The sequence below is a fragment of the Streptomyces sp. NPDC051987 genome (assembly GCF_040680735.1).
In the GTDB taxonomy this organism is placed as follows: domain Bacteria; phylum Actinomycetota; class Actinomycetes; order Streptomycetales; family Streptomycetaceae; genus Streptomyces.
In genome coordinates this window covers 40,198-59,799 of the sequence record NZ_JBFAXI010000014.1, presented here as the reverse complement: position 1 = coordinate 59,799, position 19,602 = coordinate 40,198, and the positions used below count along the sequence as shown (strand labels likewise).

At 73.4% G+C, this 19,602-nt stretch carries 17 protein-coding genes and 1 pseudogene; 10 read left to right on the top strand and 8 right to left on the bottom strand.

Features of this window, described 5'->3' with window-relative positions; genetic code table 11:
- Positions 1-280, bottom strand: a pseudogene (locus tag AB0M11_RS10855) (pseudouridylate synthase); the annotation flags it as partial.
- Between the two features lie 104 nt (positions 281-384).
- On the bottom strand, positions 385-1,911 hold the full coding sequence (locus AB0M11_RS10850; protein WP_365703667.1) for an amino acid permease: 1,527 nt from the start codon (positions 1,909-1,911) through the stop codon (positions 385-387).
- A gap of 236 nt (positions 1,912-2,147) precedes the next feature.
- On the opposite strand from AB0M11_RS10850, the gene AB0M11_RS10845 reads away from it, so the two are divergent.
- From AB0M11_RS10845 to AB0M11_RS10835, 3 genes are all read left to right on the top strand, one after another.
- Entirely contained in the window at positions 2,148-2,909 is a 762-nt protein-coding gene (locus AB0M11_RS10845; protein WP_365703665.1) for a PadR family transcriptional regulator, read from the top strand.
- 72 nt (positions 2,910-2,981) lie between these two features.
- A complete protein-coding gene (locus AB0M11_RS10840) occupies positions 2,982-3,998 on the top strand; it encodes an ATP-binding cassette domain-containing protein (protein ID WP_365703663.1) in 1,017 nt (338 codons plus the stop codon).
- The gene (locus AB0M11_RS10835; RefSeq protein WP_365703661.1) at positions 3,995-4,771 is read left to right on the top strand and encodes an ABC transporter permease; all 777 of its coding nucleotides are present in this window, start codon (positions 3,995-3,997) and stop codon (positions 4,769-4,771) included. The genes AB0M11_RS10840 and AB0M11_RS10835 overlap by 4 nt, the downstream gene beginning before the upstream one ends.
- A 57-nt stretch (positions 4,772-4,828) precedes the next feature.
- On the opposite strand, the gene AB0M11_RS10830 is transcribed toward AB0M11_RS10835, so the two are convergent.
- Positions 4,829-5,674 carry a siderophore-interacting protein gene (locus AB0M11_RS10830; protein ID WP_365703659.1) on the bottom strand — a complete coding sequence of 282 codons (846 nt, stop codon included), beginning with the start codon at positions 5,672-5,674 and terminating at the stop codon, positions 4,829-4,831.
- 116 nt (positions 5,675-5,790) lie between these two features.
- On the bottom strand, positions 5,791-6,720 hold the full coding sequence (locus tag AB0M11_RS10825) for a 5'-3' exonuclease (protein WP_365703771.1): 930 nt from the start codon (positions 6,718-6,720) through the stop codon (positions 5,791-5,793).
- A gap of 520 nt (positions 6,721-7,240) precedes the next feature.
- Here AB0M11_RS10825 and AB0M11_RS10820 point away from each other — a divergent pair.
- Together AB0M11_RS10820 and AB0M11_RS10815 are read left to right on the top strand one after the other, a co-directional pair.
- Positions 7,241-7,813 (top strand): XRE family transcriptional regulator, encoded by a 573-nt coding sequence (locus tag AB0M11_RS10820; RefSeq protein ID WP_365703655.1) that lies wholly within the window; start codon positions 7,241-7,243, stop codon positions 7,811-7,813.
- Positions 7,814-7,922: 109 nt separating this feature from the next.
- Positions 7,923-8,636, top strand: coding sequence for a helical backbone metal receptor (locus AB0M11_RS10815; protein WP_365703653.1), 714 nt, complete (start codon positions 7,923-7,925; stop codon positions 8,634-8,636).
- On the opposite strand, the gene AB0M11_RS10810 is transcribed toward AB0M11_RS10815, so the two are convergent.
- A complete protein-coding gene (locus tag AB0M11_RS10810; RefSeq protein WP_365703651.1) occupies positions 8,548-9,666 on the bottom strand; it encodes a TDT family transporter in 1,119 nt (372 codons plus the stop codon). The genes AB0M11_RS10815 and AB0M11_RS10810 overlap by 89 nt on opposite strands.
- Positions 9,667-9,737: 71 nt before the next feature.
- Here AB0M11_RS10810 and AB0M11_RS10805 point away from each other — a divergent pair, with 71 nt between their 5' ends.
- Positions 9,738-10,685, top strand: a complete 948-nt coding sequence (locus tag AB0M11_RS10805; protein WP_365703649.1) for a LysR family transcriptional regulator — start codon at positions 9,738-9,740, stop codon at positions 10,683-10,685.
- Between the two features lie 30 nt (positions 10,686-10,715).
- On the opposite strand, the gene AB0M11_RS10800 is transcribed toward AB0M11_RS10805, so the two are convergent.
- Both AB0M11_RS10800 and AB0M11_RS10795 read right to left on the bottom strand, forming a co-directional pair.
- The gene (locus AB0M11_RS10800; RefSeq protein WP_365703647.1) at positions 10,716-11,408 is read right to left on the bottom strand and encodes a gamma-glutamyl-gamma-aminobutyrate hydrolase family protein; all 693 of its coding nucleotides are present in this window, start codon (positions 11,406-11,408) and stop codon (positions 10,716-10,718) included.
- Positions 11,409-11,478: 70 nt separating this feature from the next.
- The gene (locus AB0M11_RS10795) at positions 11,479-12,213 is read right to left on the bottom strand and encodes an FCD domain-containing protein (protein WP_365703645.1); all 735 of its coding nucleotides are present in this window, start codon (positions 12,211-12,213) and stop codon (positions 11,479-11,481) included.
- A 108-nt stretch (positions 12,214-12,321) separates the two neighbouring features.
- On the opposite strand from AB0M11_RS10795, the gene AB0M11_RS10790 reads away from it, so the two are divergent.
- Genes AB0M11_RS10790 through AB0M11_RS10775 form a run of 4 tightly spaced genes read left to right on the top strand, consistent with a single transcriptional unit; the run spans position 12,322 to position 16,723 of the window.
- Positions 12,322-13,680, top strand: coding sequence for a glutamine synthetase family protein (locus AB0M11_RS10790; RefSeq protein ID WP_365703643.1), 1,359 nt, complete (start codon positions 12,322-12,324; stop codon positions 13,678-13,680).
- Between the two features lie 8 nt (positions 13,681-13,688).
- Entirely contained in the window at positions 13,689-15,068 is a 1,380-nt protein-coding gene (locus tag AB0M11_RS10785; protein ID WP_365703641.1) for an aldehyde dehydrogenase family protein, read from the top strand.
- The gene (locus AB0M11_RS10780) at positions 15,065-15,856 is read left to right on the top strand and encodes a 3-oxoacyl-ACP reductase (RefSeq protein ID WP_365703639.1); all 792 of its coding nucleotides are present in this window, start codon (positions 15,065-15,067) and stop codon (positions 15,854-15,856) included. The genes AB0M11_RS10785 and AB0M11_RS10780 overlap by 4 nt, the downstream gene beginning before the upstream one ends.
- A 48-nt stretch (positions 15,857-15,904) precedes the next feature.
- Complete coding sequence (locus tag AB0M11_RS10775) at positions 15,905-16,723, top strand: DUF2510 domain-containing protein (protein ID WP_365703769.1); 819 nt, start codon at positions 15,905-15,907, stop codon at positions 16,721-16,723.
- 7 nt (positions 16,724-16,730) lie between these two features.
- On the opposite strand, the gene AB0M11_RS10770 is transcribed toward AB0M11_RS10775, so the two are convergent.
- Positions 16,731-17,933 (bottom strand): amino acid deaminase/aldolase, encoded by a 1,203-nt coding sequence (locus AB0M11_RS10770; RefSeq protein WP_365703637.1) that lies wholly within the window; start codon positions 17,931-17,933, stop codon positions 16,731-16,733.
- Positions 17,934-19,602: the final 1,669 nt, after the last annotated feature.

The following is a 19,602-nucleotide window of genomic DNA, read 5'->3' as shown; positions in this document are numbered from 1 at the left end:
GGATGGGCTCGGGTACCTGGGGGGGCTTGGGGGGGTGTAACCAGCGTTTGGGGCGGGGGGTGTGGGGGGGGTGGGCGGCGCGGGGGTGTCCGTGGGCCCCCACCACGAGCCCTGCGTCCAGCATCTCCTCGACGACCCCGGGGCCGGCACCGGAAAGTCGCGCGACCAGGTACGCGCCGACGGTGTCCCACTCCGCGGAGAAGGGCAACCGGACCCGGACGGGGTCCACTCCCTGGCGCTGGGGGAGAGGGGAGGGCGGTACGGCGGTCTTGCGTCTCATTTGCAGCCAAGGGTACGGGGACGCGCCTCGTCAGGGGCGCGGGGCTGCGCCGGCATGCGGCTTCGCCGCGTGGGCGCGACCAGCCCCCACCCGCACCCGACCGACTACGCCACAGCCTCCGGCACAGCAACCGCACGTCGGGACTCCGCCCGGGTGAGCCTCCAGACAGCGCCCACCACCACAGTCCCGACCAGGAACAACACGGTGAACCACCGGAAGTACCAGTGACCCCCGCTGGGGTCGTACACCGCCCCCCGAGGCCACGCCAGGTTCACGGTCATCACCAGCCCGTACAGCAGCGCGACCGCGTTCACCGGCACGCCCCACCGTCCCAGGGAGAACAACGGCGCCCCGGTCTCGTCCGTCCCCTCGACCCGGAACCCGCCCCGCAGCCGTCGCACCAGCAGCGGCCCGGTCACCATCGCGTAGGCGAGGTACAGCATCACGATGCACGTGGTCCCGATCGCCAGGAACGCGTCCGGTGAGGCGAAGTTGAGCAGCAGCAGTACGGCGGCCAGCACCCCCACCACCACGGCCGGCGCAACCGGCATCCCGGTCCGCGGGTTCACCTTCGCCAGCCGGTCGGCGAACGGCAGCTGTCCGTCCCGTGCCATGGAGAACAGCATCCGGGACGCGGCCGTCTGGATCGCCAGCGTGGCCACCGCGATCGCCACCACCACGTCGGCCAGCAGGACCCGGCCCACCCCGTCCCCGAGGCTGCTGGTGAGCACGTAGCTGAGCCCGTCGACCCCGAGGTGCCCGTCGGTCAGGCTGGGCGCGGCCAGCAGCCCGCCCAGGATGACCAGGCCGCCGAGCAGGCCCGCGGCGGTCAGCGCCGTGAGGATCGTGCGCGGCGCCGTACGCCGCGGGTGGTGCGTCTCCTCGCTCATCTCGCCCGCGCTGTCGAAGCCGATCATCACGTACGCGGCCGTGAACGAGCCGACCAGGAGCGCGCCCAGCAGACCGCCCTCGGCCGCCGTCCCCGTGTGGAACGTGATGCCGGGGGAGCGCTTGGAGTGGGTGAGCAGCAGCACGATGATCAGTGCCGCGCCGATGATCTCGGCGGTCACCCCGACCCGGTTGATCGCGGACATCACCCGGTTGTCCATGACGTTGACGAGCGTGGTCAGGACCAGCAGCACGACGCCCAGCACAGCGGCGTTGGCGGCACCGTCGGCAGACGTCGGCGAGGCGTCCGTGCCGATCAGCTGGAAGCCGGACCAGAGGGCGGGCAGCACCATCTGCAGCGCGAGGGCGGCCGCCGCGACCACCACGACCTGCCCGATGACCATGATCCAGCCGGCGAACCAGCCGAAGGACGGGTTCGACAGGCGGGAGGACCACTGGTAGATGGCGCCGGAGATCGGGTAGCGCCCGGCCAGTTCGGCGAAGCACGCGGCCACCAGCAACTGGCCGACCAGCACGGCCGGCCAGGCCCAGAAGAAGACCGGGCCGCCGAAGGCGTACCCGAAGGCGAAGAACTGGAAGACGGTCGTCAGGACGGAGATGAAGGAGAACCCGGCGGCGAACGAGGCGTACCGGCCGAGGCTGCGGTGCAGCTCCTGGCGATAGCCGAACTCCTCCAGGGAGCGGTCGTCGGGTTCCACGGAGCGGTCGTCGAGTGTCGTCACGGCGGCACCTGCCTGTCAGGCGGACTTCCTGTCGAGGACGGGAATCGCGGATTTCCTGTCGGGCGACAGAAATTAGGGACGCGCTGTTTCGGACGCGTCACGTCGGCGTGTCCGGAGCGGGCCCAAGTCCTCACGCCCTTGCGGACCCGGCCCAGACGCGATACATCGTGTGTATTGACGGTTGTGGTGACTCGCGATATGTTCGGTCGCGGATATTCGGAGGCGAGGTGGTCGGTGTGGCGGCGAAGCGTCGCAAGCTCGGCAATCCCCTGGCGCTCGTCGTGCTGACGACCCTCTGGCAGAAGCCGATGCATCCCTACGAGATCGCCCAGACCATGCGCCGGCAGGGCAAGGACACCAGCACCCGGATCAACTACGGCTCGCTCTACACGGTCATGCAGAACCTGGAGAAGCACGGCTTCGTCGAGGTGGCCGACGTGGAGCGGCAGGGCAACCGCCCGGAGCGCACCGTCTACGGCATCACCGACGCCGGGCGCGAGGAGATGGTCCACTGGCTGTCCGACCTGATGGCCGTCCCGGCGAAGGAGTACCCGATCTTCGAGACGGCGCTCTCGCTGATGGGCGCCCTGCCGCCGGACGAGGTCGAGCGCCTGCTGCGGGAGCGGCTCAGCACCCTGGAGGTCGAGGTCGCCGGCGGCAGGGCCGTGCTGGAGAAACTGCACGAGACGCTGCCCCGGCTGTTCGTCGTCGAGGTCGAGTACCACCTGCACATGCTGGAGGCGCAGACCTCATGGGTCCGTGGCTTCGTGCGGGAGATGCAGGACGGCTCGCTGCCCGGCGTCGAGGGCTGGCGTCGGTTCCACGAGAACGGCGAAGTGCCCCAGGAGTTCACGGAGGTGGACCAGGAGTGGGAACCGTCGAACGAGAAACAGACCCCGGCAGAGCTGTTGCAGCAGCTCCGCCAGGGTCTCGAACCCCGAGCTGAACCCGCCGTTGAGGCAGATCCGGGCGATCGAGGTGCGGCACACCCAGGATAGCCCGGTGCTCCTCAAGCGGATCAGCTGTCATCCCGTGTCATCTGTCATCCGCTCACACAGGAGAGCCCTGTCATGAACACCCGTGCGCCCGCAGTGCAGGCGCGCCAGCTGATCAAGACCTATCCGGGCGACGTCACCGCGCTCAACGGCATGGACGTCACCGTCGAACCCGGCACCGTCTTCGGCCTCCTCGGGCCCAACGGCGCCGGCAAGTCCACCACCGTCAAGATCCTCACCACCCTGGCCCGCCCGGACTCCGGCACCGCCACCGTGGCCGGCCACGACGTGCTGCGCCATCCCGACCGGGTGCGCCGTGCGATCGGCGTGGTCGCCCAGAACTCCGGCGCCGACCCCGTCGCCACCGGCCGGGAGAACCTCCGGCTCCAGGGCAGGCTCTACGGCCTGCGTGGTGCCGGTCTCGACCGCCGGGTCGACGAGCTCCTCGACCGCTTCACCCTCACCGAGGCCGCCGGCCGTCAGGTCAAGGGGTACTCCGGCGGGATGCGGCGCCGGCTCGACGTGGCCCTCGGACTGGTCCACCGCCCCGAGGTGCTCTTCCTGGACGAGCCCACCACCGGCCTGGACCCGGAGGCCCGCACCGCGATGTGGGACGAGATCGGCCGGCTGGCCGGCGAGGAGGGCCTGACCATCCTGCTCACCACGCACTACCTGGAGGAGGCCGACCGGCTCGCCGAGCGGATCGCGATCGTCGACCGCGGCCGGGTCGTGGTCGAGGGCACCCCCGACTCCCTCAAGGGCGAACTGCGCGGCGACGCCGTCCACGTGGAGCTCCGCGAGGCGCCCGGGGAGGCCGGCCGCACCCTGCTCACGGGCGCGATGAGCGGGCTGCCGGGCGTGCACGAGGTGCTGTTCGACGGGCGCCGGATCAGCGCCCGCGCCGACGACGGGGCCGCCGCGATGCCCGCGCTGCTCGCCGCCCTCGAACGGGCCGGGGTGAGCGTGGTGGCGGCGACCGTCGCCCGGCCCTCCCTCGACGACGTCTACCTGCGCTACGCGGGCCGCCGTTACGCCGAGGCCGACGCCGCCGACGGCACCGGCACCCTCGCCCTGGCCGGAGGTGCCCGATGAGCAACGCCGTCTCCCAGACCTGGTACATGACCCAGCGCCAGCTGCTGGTGTTCGCCCGTCAGCCCGCCTACGCGGTCATCACCCTGATCCAGCCGGTGATCTGGCTGTTCCTGTTCGGCAACCTCTTCAGGAAGGTCGTCGAGCTGGGCGGCTTCGGCACCACCTCCTACCTCGACTACCTGGTGCCGGGCGTGGTGGTGATGAGCGCCCTCAGCTCCAACATGTGGGCCGGCATGGGAACCTTGGAGGAGATCCAGCGCGGCACCCTCAACCGCTTCCTGACCACCCCGGTCAGCCGGGCCGCGCTGATGAACGGCAACGTGGTGAACAACGGCCTGGTCACCGCGGGCCAGTCGCTGATCATCGTGCTGCTCGGCCTGCTGGGCGGCGCCGACTACCCGGGCGGGATCGGCGGCACGGCCGTCCTGGTGGTGGCCGCCGTCCTGCTCGGCACGGTCTTCGGCGCGCTCTCCAACGCGCTCGGCATGCTGGTCAGGGAGCGCGAGTCGATCATCGGGATCAACACCTTCCTGCTGCTCCCGCTGACCTTCCTGTCCAGCGCCTTCATGGCGCCGTCCCAGATGCCCGGCTGGATGCGGCACATCGCCGACTTCAACCCGCTCAACTGGGCGATGGTGGCGGGCCGTTCCGCGATGTCGGCGGACCCCGACTGGGGCGCGGTGCTCGGCCGCGGCGGCGCGCTGCTGGCGCTGGCGGTCGCGGCCGTGTGGCTGTCGATCAGAACCTTCAGGTCGTACCAGCGGTCGGTGTAGCCCGGCCGGCTCAGGGTCCGGCGGCACCCGCGGGCGGGTGCCGCCGGACCGGAGGTCTCAGGCCGCGGCCGCGCCGTTCTCCTGCTCCGCCTCGATCCGGGCGTTCCACTCGCGCTTGGAGGCCTGCCACCCGTCCTCGTTGTGGCCGAGCCGCCAGTAACCGGAGATCGACAGGTCCTCGCGCGGGATCCCGCGCTCCACGCGCAGCAGCGCCCGCAGCTCCTTCACGAAGCTCGCCTCACCGTGCACGAAGGCATGCACCCGGCCCTCCGGGAACTCCAGCGCCCGTACCGCCGCGACCAGGGCCTCACCGACCGGCCGGGAGCCCCGGTGCAGCCAGACGACCTCGACATCGGAGTCGATCTTCTGCTCCTCCTCGGGGCCGGAGACCTCGAGGAAAGCGAACGCCTTCGATCCCTCGGGCAGCGCCTCCAGGGCGCGGGCGATCGCGGGCAGCGCGCTCTCGTCACCGGCGAGCAGGTGCCAGTCGGCGCCCGGGTCCGGGGCGTAGGCACCGCCCGGACCCATGAAACGCACGGTCTCGCCGGGCTGGACCCGGCAGGCCCACGGCCCGGCCAGGCCCTCGTCACCGTGCACCACGAAGTCCAGGGTCAGCTCCCGGTGTTCGGCGTTCCAGGAGCGCACGGTGTAGGTACGGGTCACCGGCCACTGCTCGCGGGGGAACTCGGCGCGGATCCGCTCCACGTCGAAGGGTTCCGGATAGGTGACGCCCTCCGGTCCGAACAGGAGTTTCACGTAATGATCGGTGCAGGTGTCCGCGGCGAAGCCGGCCAGTCCGTCACCGCCGAGAACCACTCGCTGCATGTGGGGGCTCAACCGTTCGGTGCGCACCACCTGAGCGGAAAAGGGCTTACGCGGCTTACGTCCCGGGCGCTCTGCCATGACCGGCCTCCCAGATCCATTGGTTAGGTATGCCTAAGTTAGCATCTCCCGCCCGGTTGACACCTCTTCCATGAACACTCGAGGAGTGTGTTTTACCGGAAGCATTCCTTCGGCGGTCAGGCCTGCAGCGTCACCAGCAGGCGGCTCAGCGAGCCGCCCAGACCCCAGCGGGTGCCCAGCGCGGCCAGCCCCGCCGGGTCGCGGGGGGCCTTCGGCAGTGCGGTGTCGACGTCCGGCAGCGGTACGTCACCGGCCACCCGCACCACCCGTGGCGCCACGGCGACATAGGGCCGGGCCTCGTCCAGCCGCTTGCGCTGCGACGGCGTGAGCTTCGCCTTGGGGTCGTCGACCGCGGCCATGATCCCGGCCAGGTCGCCGAACTCGGCGAGGAGCTTCGCGGCCGTCTTCTCGCCGATGCCCGGCACCCCCGGCAGACCGTCGCTCGGGTCGCCGCGCAGCAGCGCCAGATCCGCGTACCCGCGACCGTCCACCCCGTACTTCTCCCGCAGCCACGCCTCGTCGGTCGTCTGCAGCGTGCCGACACCCTTCAGCGGGTAGAGCACCCGCACCCCGCGGGCGTCGTCCACCAGCTGGTAGAGGTCGCGGTCGCCGGTGACGATGTCCACCGGACCGGCGGCGCGGGCGGTGAAGGTGCCGATCACGTCGTCGGCCTCGTACCCGGGGACACCGACCCGCGCGATGCCGAGCGCGTCCAGCACCTCCTCGATGACCGGCACCTGCGGGGAGAGGGTGTCCGGTACCTCCTCCTCGTCCGGTCCGCCCGCGTGTTCCTCGGCGACCCGGTGGGCCTTGTAGGACGGGATGAGCTCGACTCGCCACCGTGGCCGCCAGTCGGCGTCCATGCAGGCCACCAGCTGGTCCGGACGGTGGTCCTTGACCAGCCGGTCGATGAAGTCCAGCAGTCCCCGCACGGCGTTCACCGGCGTGCCGTCCGGAGCCTTCACGGAGTCCGGGACGCCGAAGTAGGCGCGGAAGTACAGCGAGGCGGTGTCGAGAAGCATCAGTCGCGCGGTCACGCCCCGCATCATGCCGTACGCCACCGACAGCGACCGGGTGCTGTGGCGGGGCGGCGGGCCCCTCGCCTGACGAAAAGGATCCGGCCAACCACATAGCGCTACAGCACTGCCCAAGCCTTTCCGCCGTACCGGCCCCCCACGGCCGCCCGCGCGTTCGTCCGGCACTCCGCGCCGACGGCGCCGCCGGGAACATCGGCGTCCGCCCACGCATTGACGTCGTGGGACACCGTCTCGTCCTGACCGGGGGCGGCGCCCGCATCCGGCCCGGCCGGTGGCGGGCCCGACGGCCCTTCGGCCCTCCCGGTCAGCGGGTTCGTCCCGGAGGAGGACTCGGTGCGCGGCGAGTACGCCCGGCCGGCGCACTGGCGCGAACTGTGAGGGTCGGGGCCGCCGGACGTGACAGGGATGTGACGGCCGCCTGAAACGGTTTGCCGAACATGCGTAGGGTGCAGAGAACCCATCAGGAGGGGCCCGGCCGGAGCGGGGCGCCCGAGAGACGGAACGACGAGCGAAGGAGGGAGCCGGAGCGATGGGCGACCACAAAGACAAGCAGCCCGTGCGAGTGGGCGCGGCAGTCCGGCGGCGCCGCCGTGCGCTGGAGCTCACCCTCGCCGTCGTGGCCGAGCGCAGCGGCCTCTCGGTGCCCTTCCTGAGCCAGGTGGAGAACGACAGGGCGCGCCCCAGCCGCACCTCTCTGGAGAAGCTCGCCGACGCCCTGCGCACCACGGCCGTCGAACTCCTCGCCGCAGCCGATCCGGCGTGCAGCGTCGACGTCGTACGGGCCGAGGACGCCACCGGGCCGGACCTCGCACCCCAGGTGCGCTCCCTGGTCCGCGGTCACCACCAGCTGCACGCCTCGGAGTTCACCGGGGACCACGAGGCCGGCCGCGAATTCCAGCACCGCAACGACGAGTTGATGTACGTCGCGGACGGCGCCGTGGAGATAGAGGCCGAAGGCCGCGCCTACCGCCTCGGCCGTGGCGACACCCTCTACCTCACCGGCGGGGTCCGCCACCGCTGGCGCGCGACGGTCCCGGACACCCGGGTGATCGTGGTGGCGGTGGCGGAACACATCGAGGCGGTCCAGGACCGCCAACGCTGACATGCCCCGGCCCGATTCCGTCCCCTCTCCGACGCCCCGCACGGAAGCGCCCACGGGGCGCGGGGAACTGCGCGGCAAGCCTCCGCGCACCCGCAGCGACCCACGGCGCGTGGTCTCGCTCGTCCCCTCCCTCACCGAGGCGATCGCAGAGACGCTCCCCGAAGCCCTCGTCGGCGCCACGGACTGGTGCACCCACACCGCCGGCCTCGACATCCGCCGCATCGGCGGGACCAAGAACCCCGCCCTCGACCGGATCCTCGCCCTCACCCCCGACCTGGTGATCGCCAACGAGGAGGAGAACCGCGCCCCCGACCTGGACGCCCTGCGCACCGCGGGTGTCGAGGTCCTGGTCACCGAGGTGCGGGACGTGCCGCAGGCCTTCCGCGAACTGGCGAGGGTGCTGACCGCGTGCGGTGCGAGCGGCCGCCCCCGCTGGCTGGACGAGGCCGAACAGGCCTGGTCCGCCCCGCCGCCCGCCGGCCCCGCCACGACGGCGGTCGTACCGATCTGGCGGCGGCCGTGGATGGTCCTGGGCCGCGACACGTTCGCGGGCGACGTGCTGGCCCGGCTCGGCGTGCGCAACCTCTTCGCGGGCCACCCGGAGCGCTACCCCCGCGTCCCGCTGGGGGAACTGCGCGACGCGGCCCCCGACCTGGTCGTCCTCCCGGACGAGCCCTACCGCTTCTCCGCCGCCGACGGCCCCGAGGCGTTCCCCGGACTGCCCTGCGCGCTGGTCAGCGGACGGCACCTGACGTGGTACGGACCCTCGCTGGCCGAGGCGCCGCGGGCGCTGGCCGAGGCTCTGCGAGCAGCTCACCGCTGAGCAGCCCGCGCACGGTGCCGGTGGCGGCCGCCACCCACCCGCCGACAAGGAGGGCGTACAGGCCCACCGCCAGCCAGTGGTAAGCCGCGAGCCCCGTGTGCCGCCCCAGAGCGGCGGCGCCCGTGACACACGTCCCCACAGGGAAGGTGAACGCCCACCACGTCATGGCGAACCGCATGCCCTGCCGCCAGGCCCGCACCACATGCAGCGCCGCCGACGCCAGCCACAGCAGTGCGAACCCCATGACCGGGACGCCGTACAGCACCGCGAGGAGGCGGAAGCCGGTCGCGTACGACGCCGGTACGACCCCGGTGGCAAGGTCCGCGAAGGCGCCCACCGCCGTCGTGGACTGCCCGAGTGGGCCCAGCACCAGGAAGAGCGTGGGGGTCAGGGCGAGCGGCAGCGGGCCGCCCGTGACCAGCCGGCCGAAGACGAGGGCCAGCATCAGCAGCGTGCTGAGCAGACTCAGCCCGAAGAGCGCGAAGCAGGCGTAGAGCAGGGTTTCGCGTGGCTGCCCCGGCGGCAGATGCGGGGCGAGCCGCGGCCCGAGCGCGGCGGACACCATGGGCGCGACCAGCGGCAGCAGCCACACCGGAGTTGCCTGGCCCGGCTCGGCCCGATGCCGCACGGCCATCAGGTACGGCACGGCGACGGCCGCCGCGAGACCCACGGCGGTACCGGCGGCGAACAGCACCGAGCCGAGCGCGACGGCGGCCGGTTCCCCGACCCAGTCCCGCCCGAGAGTGAGCGCGCCGCCGCCGACGGCGAGCAGGGCCATGGCCAGACAGCCGTAGAAGGGGGCCACGGCCGGGTCGTGGAGATGCGCGCGAGCCTGGTCGGGGTGGTGGGCCCAGTGCAGAAGCCGGGCGGACAGCAGGACCACCAACTGGAGCAGGGACAGCGCCCAGACGCCGACGAAGAGTGCGCGGCCCCCTCCGACGCCGAGCGCGCCGCCGCCGAGGGCCAGGGCTGCGCTGCCCATGACAGAGGCGTACCAGTGGGGGCCGAGATGACGGACTGTGATGACCATGGATCCCACGCTTGCGCTGTTTCCCTCGGCCGGCCAGGGAGTCGTCTTCTATGGGGGCATAAGCTGGTCTTATGAGCGAGACGGAGGGGCGGGCGGCGGGGGGCACGCTCGCGCACCGGGTGCCGGACCTCGGCGCGCTGGAGCTGCTGCTCGCGGTCGCGCGGCTGGGCAGCCTCGGGGCGGCGGCGCGGGAGGTCGGCATCACCCAGCCGGCGGCCAGCAGCCGGATCCGCTCGATGGAACGGCAGCTGGGCGTGGCCCTGGTCGACCGGTCACCGCGCGGCTCCCGGCTCACCGACGCGGGGGCCCTGGTGACCGACTGGGCGCGGCGGGTGGTGGAGGCGGCGGAGGCCTTCGACGCGGGGACCCAGGCGCTCCGGGACCGCCGTGACTCGCGGCTTCGGGTCGCGGCGAGCATGACGATCGCCGAGTACCTCCTGCCCGGCTGGCTGCTGGCGCTGCGCGCGCAGCGCCCCGACACGGCGGTGTCCCTGCTCGCCGGGAACTCGGCGACGGTGGCCGAGCGGCTGCTCGCCGACGAGGCGGACCTGGGCTTCGTGGAGGGCCTGACGGTGCCGCACGGCCTGGACTCCGCGGTGATAGCCCACGACCGCCTGATCGTCGTGGTCGCCCCCGCCCACCCCTGGGCCCGCCGCCGGCGCCCGCTGGCGGCCGCGGAGCTGGCGGTGACCCCCCTCATCCTCCGGGAACGCGGCTCCGGCACCCGCCAGGTCCTGGACGCAGCACTGGGCGGCCTGGCGCGTCCGCTGATCGAGCTGTCGTCCACCACCGCCGTGAAGGCGTCGGCGGTCGGCGGCGCGGGCCCCGCGGTCCTCAGCGAGCTGGCGGTGGGGGAGGAGCTGGCGATGCGGCGGCTGGTCAGCGTCCCCCTGGAGGGCATCGCCCTGCGCCGTGACCTCCGCGCGGTCTGGCCCACCGGCCACCGCCCCACCGGCCCGGCCCGCGAGCTGCTTTCCCTGACCCGGTCCGCACCGCGTCCCGGGCCGTCCGGCGGGTGAGACGAGGGAGATCGGGGGAGGAGAGCCCGTTCAGCGTGCGGACGCGGCGGTGATCAGTGACGCCATCACCCGCAGGTCCTCGCCCATCTCGGGATGCCACTGCACCCCGAGGACCCACCCGCGCTCGGCGGGCAGTTCGACCGCCTCGATCGTCCCGTCGGACGCGTGCGCCGACGCCAGCAGCCCCGCGCCCAGACGGTCCACCGCCTGGTGGTGGAAGGTCGGCACGGACGTCTCCTCCGGGACCGTCTCCGCGTACCGGGTGCCGGGCACCGGCTTCACCTCGTGACGGCCGAAGACCCCGGGCACCTGCGCATGGCCGTCGATGTGCTGGACGAGGGTGCCGCCGAGGGCGACGTTCAGGAGCTGCATGCCCCGGCAGATGCCGAGCAGGGGCAGGCCCGCGGCCAGCGCCGCGTCGACGAGGGCCAGTTCCCAGGCGTCCCGGGCACGGGCGGGCGGCCCTGTGCGGGGGTCGCGCTCGGCGCCGTAGCGGACGGGCTCCACGTCCGGGCCGCCCGCGATCACCAGGCCGTCCAGCCGGGCCACCGTCGCCGCCGCGTGCTCGGGCGCGTCCGGGGGCAGCAGCGCGGCCAGGCCGCCGGCCCGCTGCACCAGGCGTGGGTAACCGGCCGGCAGCAGGGCCGCCTCCAGCTCCCAGGCTCCCCACCGCGCCCCGGCCTCCAGATATGTGCTCACGCCGATCAGCGGCCGTCCGGTCATGGGCCCTCCCCAGTCATAAGGTGTGCTTGCGCACCTTTATCGCACACCTCGATGACGTGCCGGTCGGCCGCTACGCGAGGAAGCCCCGCAGCAGCGCCGCCGTCCCCGCGCAGTGCTCCCGCATCATCTCCCGGGCGCCGTCCGCGTCCCCGTCCAGCACCGCCTCCACCAGGGCGATGTGCTGGCGCTGCGAGTGCTCCAGGTTGCGCACCAGGAGCGGGATGCAGTCGAGGAGGTCGTTGACCGTGGCCCGCACCGCCGCGTACTGGGCGGTGAGGGAGGGCGAGCCGCACAGTTCGGCGAGCGTCAGGTGCAGCAGGGTGTCGAGGCGGCGGTAGTCCGCCAGCGGCGCCTCGTGGGTGCGGGCCAGGGCCTCGCGGAGGCGGAGCGCCTGCTCGCCGGTCAGGCCGTGCGCCGCGCACAGGCCCGCCGCGCCCACCTCCAGGACCTCCCGGAAGCGCAGCACGTCCTCGATGTCGACCTCGGTGATCCGGCGCCGCAGCTCGTCCTCGCCGCCCGCGTCCGTGCGCGGCAGGACGAACGTGCCGCCGTACCGGCCGCGCCGTGACTCCACCAGGCCCTGGTCCTGCAGCACCTTCAGCACCTCGCGCAGCGTCACCCGGCTGATCCCGAGCCGCTCCGCCAGCACCCGCTCGGCGGGCAGCCGCTCGCCGCCCGGCACCAGGCCCAGCCGGACGACCTGCAGGATCTGCTCCAGCGCCTCCTCGAAGCCGTTGCCCGCCCGCACCGGCCGCAGCACCGGAGTCAACGGGTCGTCGAGGGCGCCGTCCGCGTCCAGCGACATATGGCCGTACCCCCTTCCCAAGCAATGGTTCCGTTCAATACCTTAGAGCTCGCCGCGCGGCCGCAGAAGCGCAGCAGCACCATCGCGAAAGAAGCCGAAGGAGCTCCCGTGGCAGACCGCACACCTCCGCTGAGCGTCGAGGAGCTGCACACCCTCGTCGCGAGCGGTGAGATCGACACTGTCGTCCTGGCCTTCCCCGACATGCAAGGGCGCCTCCAGGGCAAGCGGTTCGCCGCCCGCTTCTTCCTCGACGAGGTCCTGCGCCACGGCACGGAGGGCTGCAACTACCTCCTCGCCGTCGACACCGAGATGAACACCGTCGACGGCTACGCCATGTCCTCCTGGGACCGCGGCTACGGCGACTTCGCCATGCACCCGGACCTCGCCACCCTCCGCCGCGTGCCCTGGAACGCGGGCACGGCGATGCTCATCGCCGACCTCGCCTGGAACGACGGCTCCCCGGTCGTCGCCGCGCCGCGGCAGATCCTCCGCCGCCAGCTGGAGCGCCTCGCCGAACTCGGCTACACCGCACAGGTCGGTACGGAGCTGGAGTTCATCGTGTTCAAGGACACCTACGAGGCAGCCTGGGACGCGAACTACCGAGGGCTGACCCCCGTCAACCAGTACAACATCGACTACTCGGTGCTCGGGACCGGGCGGATCGAGCCCCTGCTGCGCCGGATCCGCAACGAGATGGCCGGGGCCGGGCTGACCGTCGAGTCCGCCAAGGGCGAGTGCAACCCGGGGCAGCACGAGATCGCCTTCCGCTACGACGAGGCCCTGGTCACCTGCGACCAGCACGCCGTCTACAAGACCGGCGCCAAGGAGATCGCCGCCCAGGAGGGCGTCTCCCTGACCTTCATGGCCAAGTACAACGAGCGGGAGGGCAACTCCTGCCACATCCACCTGTCGCTGACGGACACGGACGGCCGCAACGTGTTCAGCGACGGGCACGGCATGTCCGACGTGATGCGGCACTTCCTCGCCGGACAGCTCGCCGCCCTGCGCGACTTCTCGCTCCTCTACGCGCCCAACATCAACAGCTACAAGCGGTTCCAGCCGGGCTCCTTCGCCCCGACCGCGGTGGCCTGGGGCCAGGACAACCGCACCTGTGCGCTGCGCGTCGTCGGCCACGGCCGCTCGCTGCGCTTCGAGAACCGGCTGCCCGGCGGCGACGTCAACCCGCACCTCGCCGTGGCCGGCCTGGTCGCGGCCGGACTGCACGGCATCGAGCAGCGGCTGGAACTGCCCGAGCCCTGCCCCGGCAACGCCTACACCGCCGACTTCGCCCACGTCCCCACCACCCTGCGCGAGGCCGCCGAACTCTGGGAGAACAGCCCCGTCGCCAAGGCCGCCTTCGGCGACGAGGTCGTCGCGCACTACCGCAACATGGCCCGGGTCGAACTGGAGGCCTTCGACGCCGCGGTGACCGACTGGGAGCTGCGCCGCTCCTTCGAACGCATGTGAGGCACCCCTTGTCGCAACCGTACGAACTCGACGTCCTCAACCCGGCCACGGAAGAGGTGATCGCGACCGTCCCCGGGGCCGTGGCGGAGGACGTCGACACCGCCGTACGACGGGCCGCGCGCGCCCAGGAACGCTGGGCCGCCCTCGCCCCCGGCGAACGGGCCCGGCTGCTGCGCCGGTTCGCCGTCACCGTCGACGAACACCAGGAGGAACTCGCCCGGTTGGAGGTCCGGGAGGCCGGGCACACCATCGGCAACGCCCGCTGGGAGGCCGGCAACGTCCGCGACCTGCTCGACTACGCGGCCGGCGGAGTGGAGCGGCTGATCGGCCGTCAGATCCCGGTGCCCGGCGGCCTCGACGTCACCCTCCTCGAACCCCTCGGGGTCGTCGGCGTCATCGCCCCCTGGAACTTCCCCCTGCCCATCGCGGCCTGGGGTACCGCCCCCGCCCTCGCCGCCGGCAACGCGGTGATCCTCAAGCCCGCCGAGACGACCCCGCTCACCGCCCTCCGCCTCGCCGAACTCGCCCTGGCCGCAGGACTCCCGGAGCACCTCTTCCAGGTCCTCCCCGGCCGCGGCGACATCGCCGGCGAGGCTCTGGTCCGCCACCCCGGCGTCGCCAAGATCGTGTTCACCGGCTCCACCCGGACCGGCAGGCGCGTCATGGCGCTCTGCGCCGACCAGGTGAAGCGCGTGACGCTCGAACTCGGCGGCAAGAGCCCCAACCTCGTCTTCGCCGACGCCGACATCGAGGCCGCCGCGGCCGCCGCCCCCATGTCCTTCCTGGACAACTCCGGCCAGGACTGCTGCGCCCGCACCCGTATCCTCGTCCAACGCCCCGTGTACAACCGCTTCCTGGAGCTCCTCGCCCCCGCGATCGAGTCCGTGACCGTGGGCGATCCGGCCGACGGGACGACCGACATGGGACCGCTGATCTCCAGGTCCCAGCTGGAACGCGTCCGTTCGTACGTCGACGCCGACGCGCCCGGCATCCGCGGCAAGGCTCCCGAGGGCCCCGGTTTCTGGTTCCCGCCGACCGTCCTCACCGACGTCGACCCGCGGGCACGCGTGGCCGTCGAGGAGGTCTTCGGACCGGTCGCCGTCGTCCTCCCCTTCGAGGACGAGGCCGACGCGATCCGGCTGGCCAACGACACCGACTACGGCCTCTCCGGCTCGATCTGGACCCGTGACGTGGGCCGCGCCCTGCGCGTCTCCCAGGCCGTCAGGGCCGGCAACCTGTCCGTCAACTCCCACTCCAGCGTCCGCTACTGGACCCCCTTCGGCGGCTTCAAGCAGTCGGGGATCGGCCGCGAACTCGGCCCGGACGCGCTCACCGCCTTCACCGAAACCAAGAACGTCTTCATCAGCACGGAAGGCCCCGCACAGTGACCGCTGAGACCCCTGACATCGTCTGCCGCCGGCTCGTCGGCCGTACCGCCGTCATCACCGGAGCCGGCAGCGGCATCGGCCTCGCCACCGCGCGGCGGCTGGCCTCCGAGGGCGCCCACGTCGTCTGCGGCGACGTCGACGAGACCCGGGGCAAGGCCGCCGCCGAGGAGGTCGGCGGGATCTTCGTGAAGGTCGACGTCACCGACGCGGACCAGGTCGAAGCCCTGTTCAGGACCGCCTTCGACACCTACGGCAGCGTCGACGTCGCCTTCAACAACGCCGGTATCTCGCCGCCCGACGACGACTCCATCCTGGAGACGGGACTCGAGGCCTGGAAGCGCGTCCAGGAGGTCAACCTCACCTCCGTCTACCTGTGCTGCAAGGCCGCCATCCCCTACATGCGGCGCCAGGGCAAGGGCTCCATCATCAACACGGCGTCCTTCGTGGCCCGGATGGGCGCCGCCACCTCGCAGATCTCCTACACCGCCTCCAAGGGCGGGGTGCTGGCCATGTCCCGTGAGCTGGGCGTGCAGTTCGCCCGCGAGGGCATCCGCGTCAACGCGCTCTGCCCCGGACCGGTCAACACCCCCCTGCTCCAGGAGCTGTTCGCCAAGGACCCCGAGCGGGCCGCCCGCCGCCTGGTGCACATCCCGCTGGGCCGGTTCGCCGAGGCCGAGGAGATCGCCGCCGCCGTCGCCTTCCTGGCCAGCGACGACTCCTCCTTCGTCAACGCCAGCGACTTCCTGGTCGACGGCGGGATCTCTGGGGCGTACGTCACGCCCCTCTAGGAGCCCGTGTACCGACCCCGGCCCCCGTCCTACAGTGCGGGAGTGAGCATGACGCCACCGCCCGGCTGGTACGCCGACCCGTACGACCCGCACCTGGAGTGCTGGTGGGACGGGCGGGCCTGGACCGAGCACCGGCGCACCCCGTCCGGCCTCCCCGCGCCGCCGCCCCCGGCGGCCGGGGGATCCGGCCGGGCCAGGGCGGTCGCGCTGGCCTTCGCCGCGGCCGTGCTGGCCACGGCGATCGTCTGCGGCGCGACCGTGCTCCGCACCGACGAGGCGAGCGGCCGGGCCGACACGACGGCCCGCACCGTGCCCAGTCCGGCAGCGGCCCCGGCCCTCGTCGTCGACCGGCTCAACGGCATCAGCCTGCCGGTGCCGGCCGGCTGGACCCGCTCCTCCTACCTCGCCCAGGACGACGTCGTGATGACCACCGACGGCACCTACGCCTGCCCGGCCCGCACCGGCCGGTGCCGCCACGGCCAGGTGATCAGCCGTACGGCGGCCGGCGCCGAAGGCGCCTCCCCGCGCACCGTCGCCGAACGGGACGTCCCCGAGGCTGCCGACGCGGCGTACGGCCACGATCCCGGCGGCCGGCGGCCCTTCGGGGGCATCCGCTCCCACCGGGTCGTCAAGGCCGGGCGGGTGGCGGTGGCCGGCCGCGACGGCTACCTGGTGCGCTGGCGGGTGCGGACGGCCGACGGACCGGGCGGCTACGTCCAGTCCGTGGCCTTCCCGTCCGCCACCGGCGTGCCCGCCCCGGCCGTCGTCCGACTCGTCTTCGACGCGGGCCCGGACGGACCGCCGCTGTCCGACATGGACGCCATCACCCGCGGGATACGCCTGGTCGGACCGCGGTCGGCCGGTTAGCGTCCGGTCAGAGGAAGGTGTGGCCTTCGCCCCGGTACGTCGGTACGGTCGCCGTCACCCGGTCGCCCTCGACCAACTGCAACTCGTCGAACCGCTCGCACAGTTCGCCCGCCTTGGCGTGCCGGAACCACACCTTGTCGCCGATCAGCAGATCGTCCGCCGCCGAGCCGAGCAGCGGGGTCTGCACCTCGCCGGGGCCCTCCTGCGGGTCGTACGACAGCCCCTCGGGCAGGTACGGCACCGGAAGCCGGTCCCGGCCCGCGACGCCCGAGGCCGGATAGCCGCCGCCGAGGACCGTGACGACCCCGACACCGGGCCGCCGCACCACCGGCATGGCGAACAGCGCGGCCGGACGGCCCGTGAACGACGTGTAGTTGTCGAAGAGGCGCGGCACGTACAGGCCCGACCCGGCCGCTATCTCGGTGACCGCGTCCTCCGCCGCCGTGGTCTGCACGCTGCCCGTGCCGCCGCCGTTGACGAACTCCAGGTCCGGCGCCACCGCCCGGACCGCCCGCACCACCGCGGCGCGCCGCTCCGCCAGTTCACGGCGGGCGGTGGCCTGCATCAGACGCACCGCGCGCGAGCGCAGCGGCCGGCCGGCGACGTCGTCCCCGACCCCCGCGATGTGGCCCTCGTAGCCCATGATCCCGACGAGCCGGAAGCCCGGCCGCCGGGCCACGGTCCGGGCGAGGTCGGCGAGCTGGGCGGGGGAGTACAGCGGCGAGCGCCGGGCCCCGACCCGCACCCGGCCCCCGAACAGCTTCAGCGAGGTGTCCAACTCCAGGCAGACCCGGACCACTTCGCTGCCGCCGTCGCGGGCGGCGTCGATCAGGTCGAGGTGCGCCGGGTCGTCGATCATCACGGTCACGGCGGCGGCCAGCTTCGGATCGGCGGCCAGCTCCGCGAACCGGGCCCGGTCCGCGGACGGGTACGCCAGCAGGATGTCGTCGAACCCCGACCTCGCGAGCCACAGCGACTCCGCGAGCGTGAACGACATGATCCCCGCGAAGCCCTCCTTCGCGAGCACCCGCTCCAGCAGGTGGCGGCAGCGCACGGACTTGCTCGCTACCCGGACCGGCTTGCCGCCGGCTCGGCGTACGAGGTCGTCCGCGTTGGCGTCGAAGGCCTCCAGGTCCACGATCGCTAGGGGGGCGTCCAGGTGGGCGGTGGCCCGGTCGTAACGGGCCCGGTCGGCGGCGCGCGCAGTCATGAACGCAGCCTGCCAGACAGGATTACCGCAGGGTAGGGGGACGATCCGGGCAGATGCCGCGGGGGCGCGGACTGGTTCCCGTTCGCCCGCCGTCAACCCGTAGAGTGACGCGCACGTACGGCGGAACGAACCCGGCGCCTGACCCGCGCCGGGATGCCGGTCCGCGCGTGCGGGTATGCCTGCCCGGGGCGGACGGCTCCGCGCCGGGAGGCGCGACGGCCCGTACGAGGAGTTGGCCCGGGCACGAGGAAACGGGGGGCGCATGAGCGGCGAAGCGCGGCACGCCCCGATCCCGCGACGGCCCTCGCCCGACCCCGCCGCGAGGGAGACCACCGGGGGGCCCGCGCCGACGGCCGACGGGTCCCGGCCGGGACCCGTCGGGACCGGCCGCGGAGATGCCCCGTACACGTCCGACGCCTCCCGGCGGGCGGACCGGCCCGGGTTCTTCGACCGCCCGGACCGGGTGAACCGGTCGCCGCGGCCGGACGTATCCACTGGCGCTACCGGGATCACCGGGCAGGACCAGCTGCCGGGTGGGCCTGGCGGGCGGCAGAGTCGTGATGACCGGACGAGTCGGGGCGGTGTGGTGGGCCAGGGCGAACAGGGCACGGGGGACAGGGCCGTAGGCCGCTCGACGTCCGCCGAACGCATCACACGGCCCCGCTACCCCAACCTCCGGCCACCCCAGGGGCGGCCGTCCGCGTCCGCACCGCCCCCACCGGCCTCGGCCCGCTTCCCGGACGCCCCCCCGACGCCTGCCGACCGGCCCGCGCCGCCGAGGTCCGGGGAGGCCGACCGGGCGGTACCGCCTCCGGCCCCCGGGCGCGGCGCGCCGTTCCGGCTGTCGTACGGCCCGGGACCGTCGCCCAGGCGTACGCAAGCCGGGACGGAACCGACCGGTGCGGCGCGTCCTGCGCGCACCGGCGCGGAGCCGGCGCCCTCCCCGGACGCACGGCGTCCGGCCGCCGGGCCGCAGCCCAGGCGGCCGGACAGCGCCGCCGACCCGTCGAGCGAGGGGTCCGGCGCGGCCGGGACCGGCCGGCCGGTCCGACAGCGCGGCGACTTCCCGGTCGCCCCCGTCGGCGCGCGCGAGTCGGGCACCGCGTGGAGCCCGCACATGCGGACGTTCCCGGTCCCGACCGCCCCGCCCCGCCCCGCCGCACCCCCGCAGGCCGCCGCCCCACCACCCCGCCCGCCCCGCCCCCCGGCCCCCGACACCCCGCCCCGTCCCCCGGACACGCCGTCGGGCACCCCGCCGCGTCCCACGGGCCCGCCGGCGGTCGGTACCCCGCCGCGGCAGTCCGGCGGCGCCGCGACGGCCGGAACCCCCTCGCGCCCCGCGGATCCGCCACGGCCTCCCACGGGCTCCGCCCCGACCGGCGTTCCCCCGCGACCGACGACAGCTCCGCCCTCGCGTCCGGTACAGCCTCCGGCGTCCGCTCCCGCGGCGCGTCCGGGAAAGACCCAGGAGGCGGACGTCCCGCGTCGGCCGTCTGCTGCGCCTTCGCGTCCGGTGCAGCCTCCGTCGGGCGGTGCTGCGGCGCGGTCGGGTGCGGTTCCGGAGGTCGAGGTTCCGCGTCGGCCGTCTGCTGCGCCTTCGCGTCCGGTGCAGCCTCCGTCGGGCGGTGCTGCGGCGCGGTCGGGTGCGGTTCCGGAGGTCGAGGTTCCG

Coding starts and splice junctions, on each gene's coding strand:
- AB0M11_RS10820 (WP_365703655.1), top strand. CDS start 7,241: ATGGGCGACCACAAAGACAAGCAGCCCGTGCGAGTGGGCGCGGCAGTC.
- AB0M11_RS10825 (WP_365703771.1), bottom strand. CDS start 6,720: ATGCGGGGCGTGACCGCGCGACTGATGCTTCTCGACACCGCCTCGCTG.
- AB0M11_RS10805 (WP_365703649.1), top strand. CDS start 9,738: ATGAGCGAGACGGAGGGGCGGGCGGCGGGGGGCACGCTCGCGCACCGG.
- AB0M11_RS10835 (WP_365703661.1), top strand. CDS start 3,995: ATGAGCAACGCCGTCTCCCAGACCTGGTACATGACCCAGCGCCAGCTG.
- AB0M11_RS10770 (WP_365703637.1), bottom strand. CDS start 17,933: ATGACTGCGCGCGCCGCCGACCGGGCCCGTTACGACCGGGCCACCGCC.
- AB0M11_RS10800 (WP_365703647.1), bottom strand. CDS start 11,408: ATGACCGGACGGCCGCTGATCGGCGTGAGCACATATCTGGAGGCCGGG.
- AB0M11_RS10775 (WP_365703769.1), top strand. CDS start 15,905: ATGACGCCACCGCCCGGCTGGTACGCCGACCCGTACGACCCGCACCTG.
- AB0M11_RS10830 (WP_365703659.1), bottom strand. CDS start 5,674: ATGGCAGAGCGCCCGGGACGTAAGCCGCGTAAGCCCTTTTCCGCTCAG.
- AB0M11_RS10795 (WP_365703645.1), bottom strand. CDS start 12,213: ATGTCGCTGGACGCGGACGGCGCCCTCGACGACCCGTTGACTCCGGTG.
- AB0M11_RS10810 (WP_365703651.1), bottom strand. CDS start 9,666: ATGGTCATCACAGTCCGTCATCTCGGCCCCCACTGGTACGCCTCTGTC.
- AB0M11_RS10840 (WP_365703663.1), top strand. CDS start 2,982: ATGAACACCCGTGCGCCCGCAGTGCAGGCGCGCCAGCTGATCAAGACC.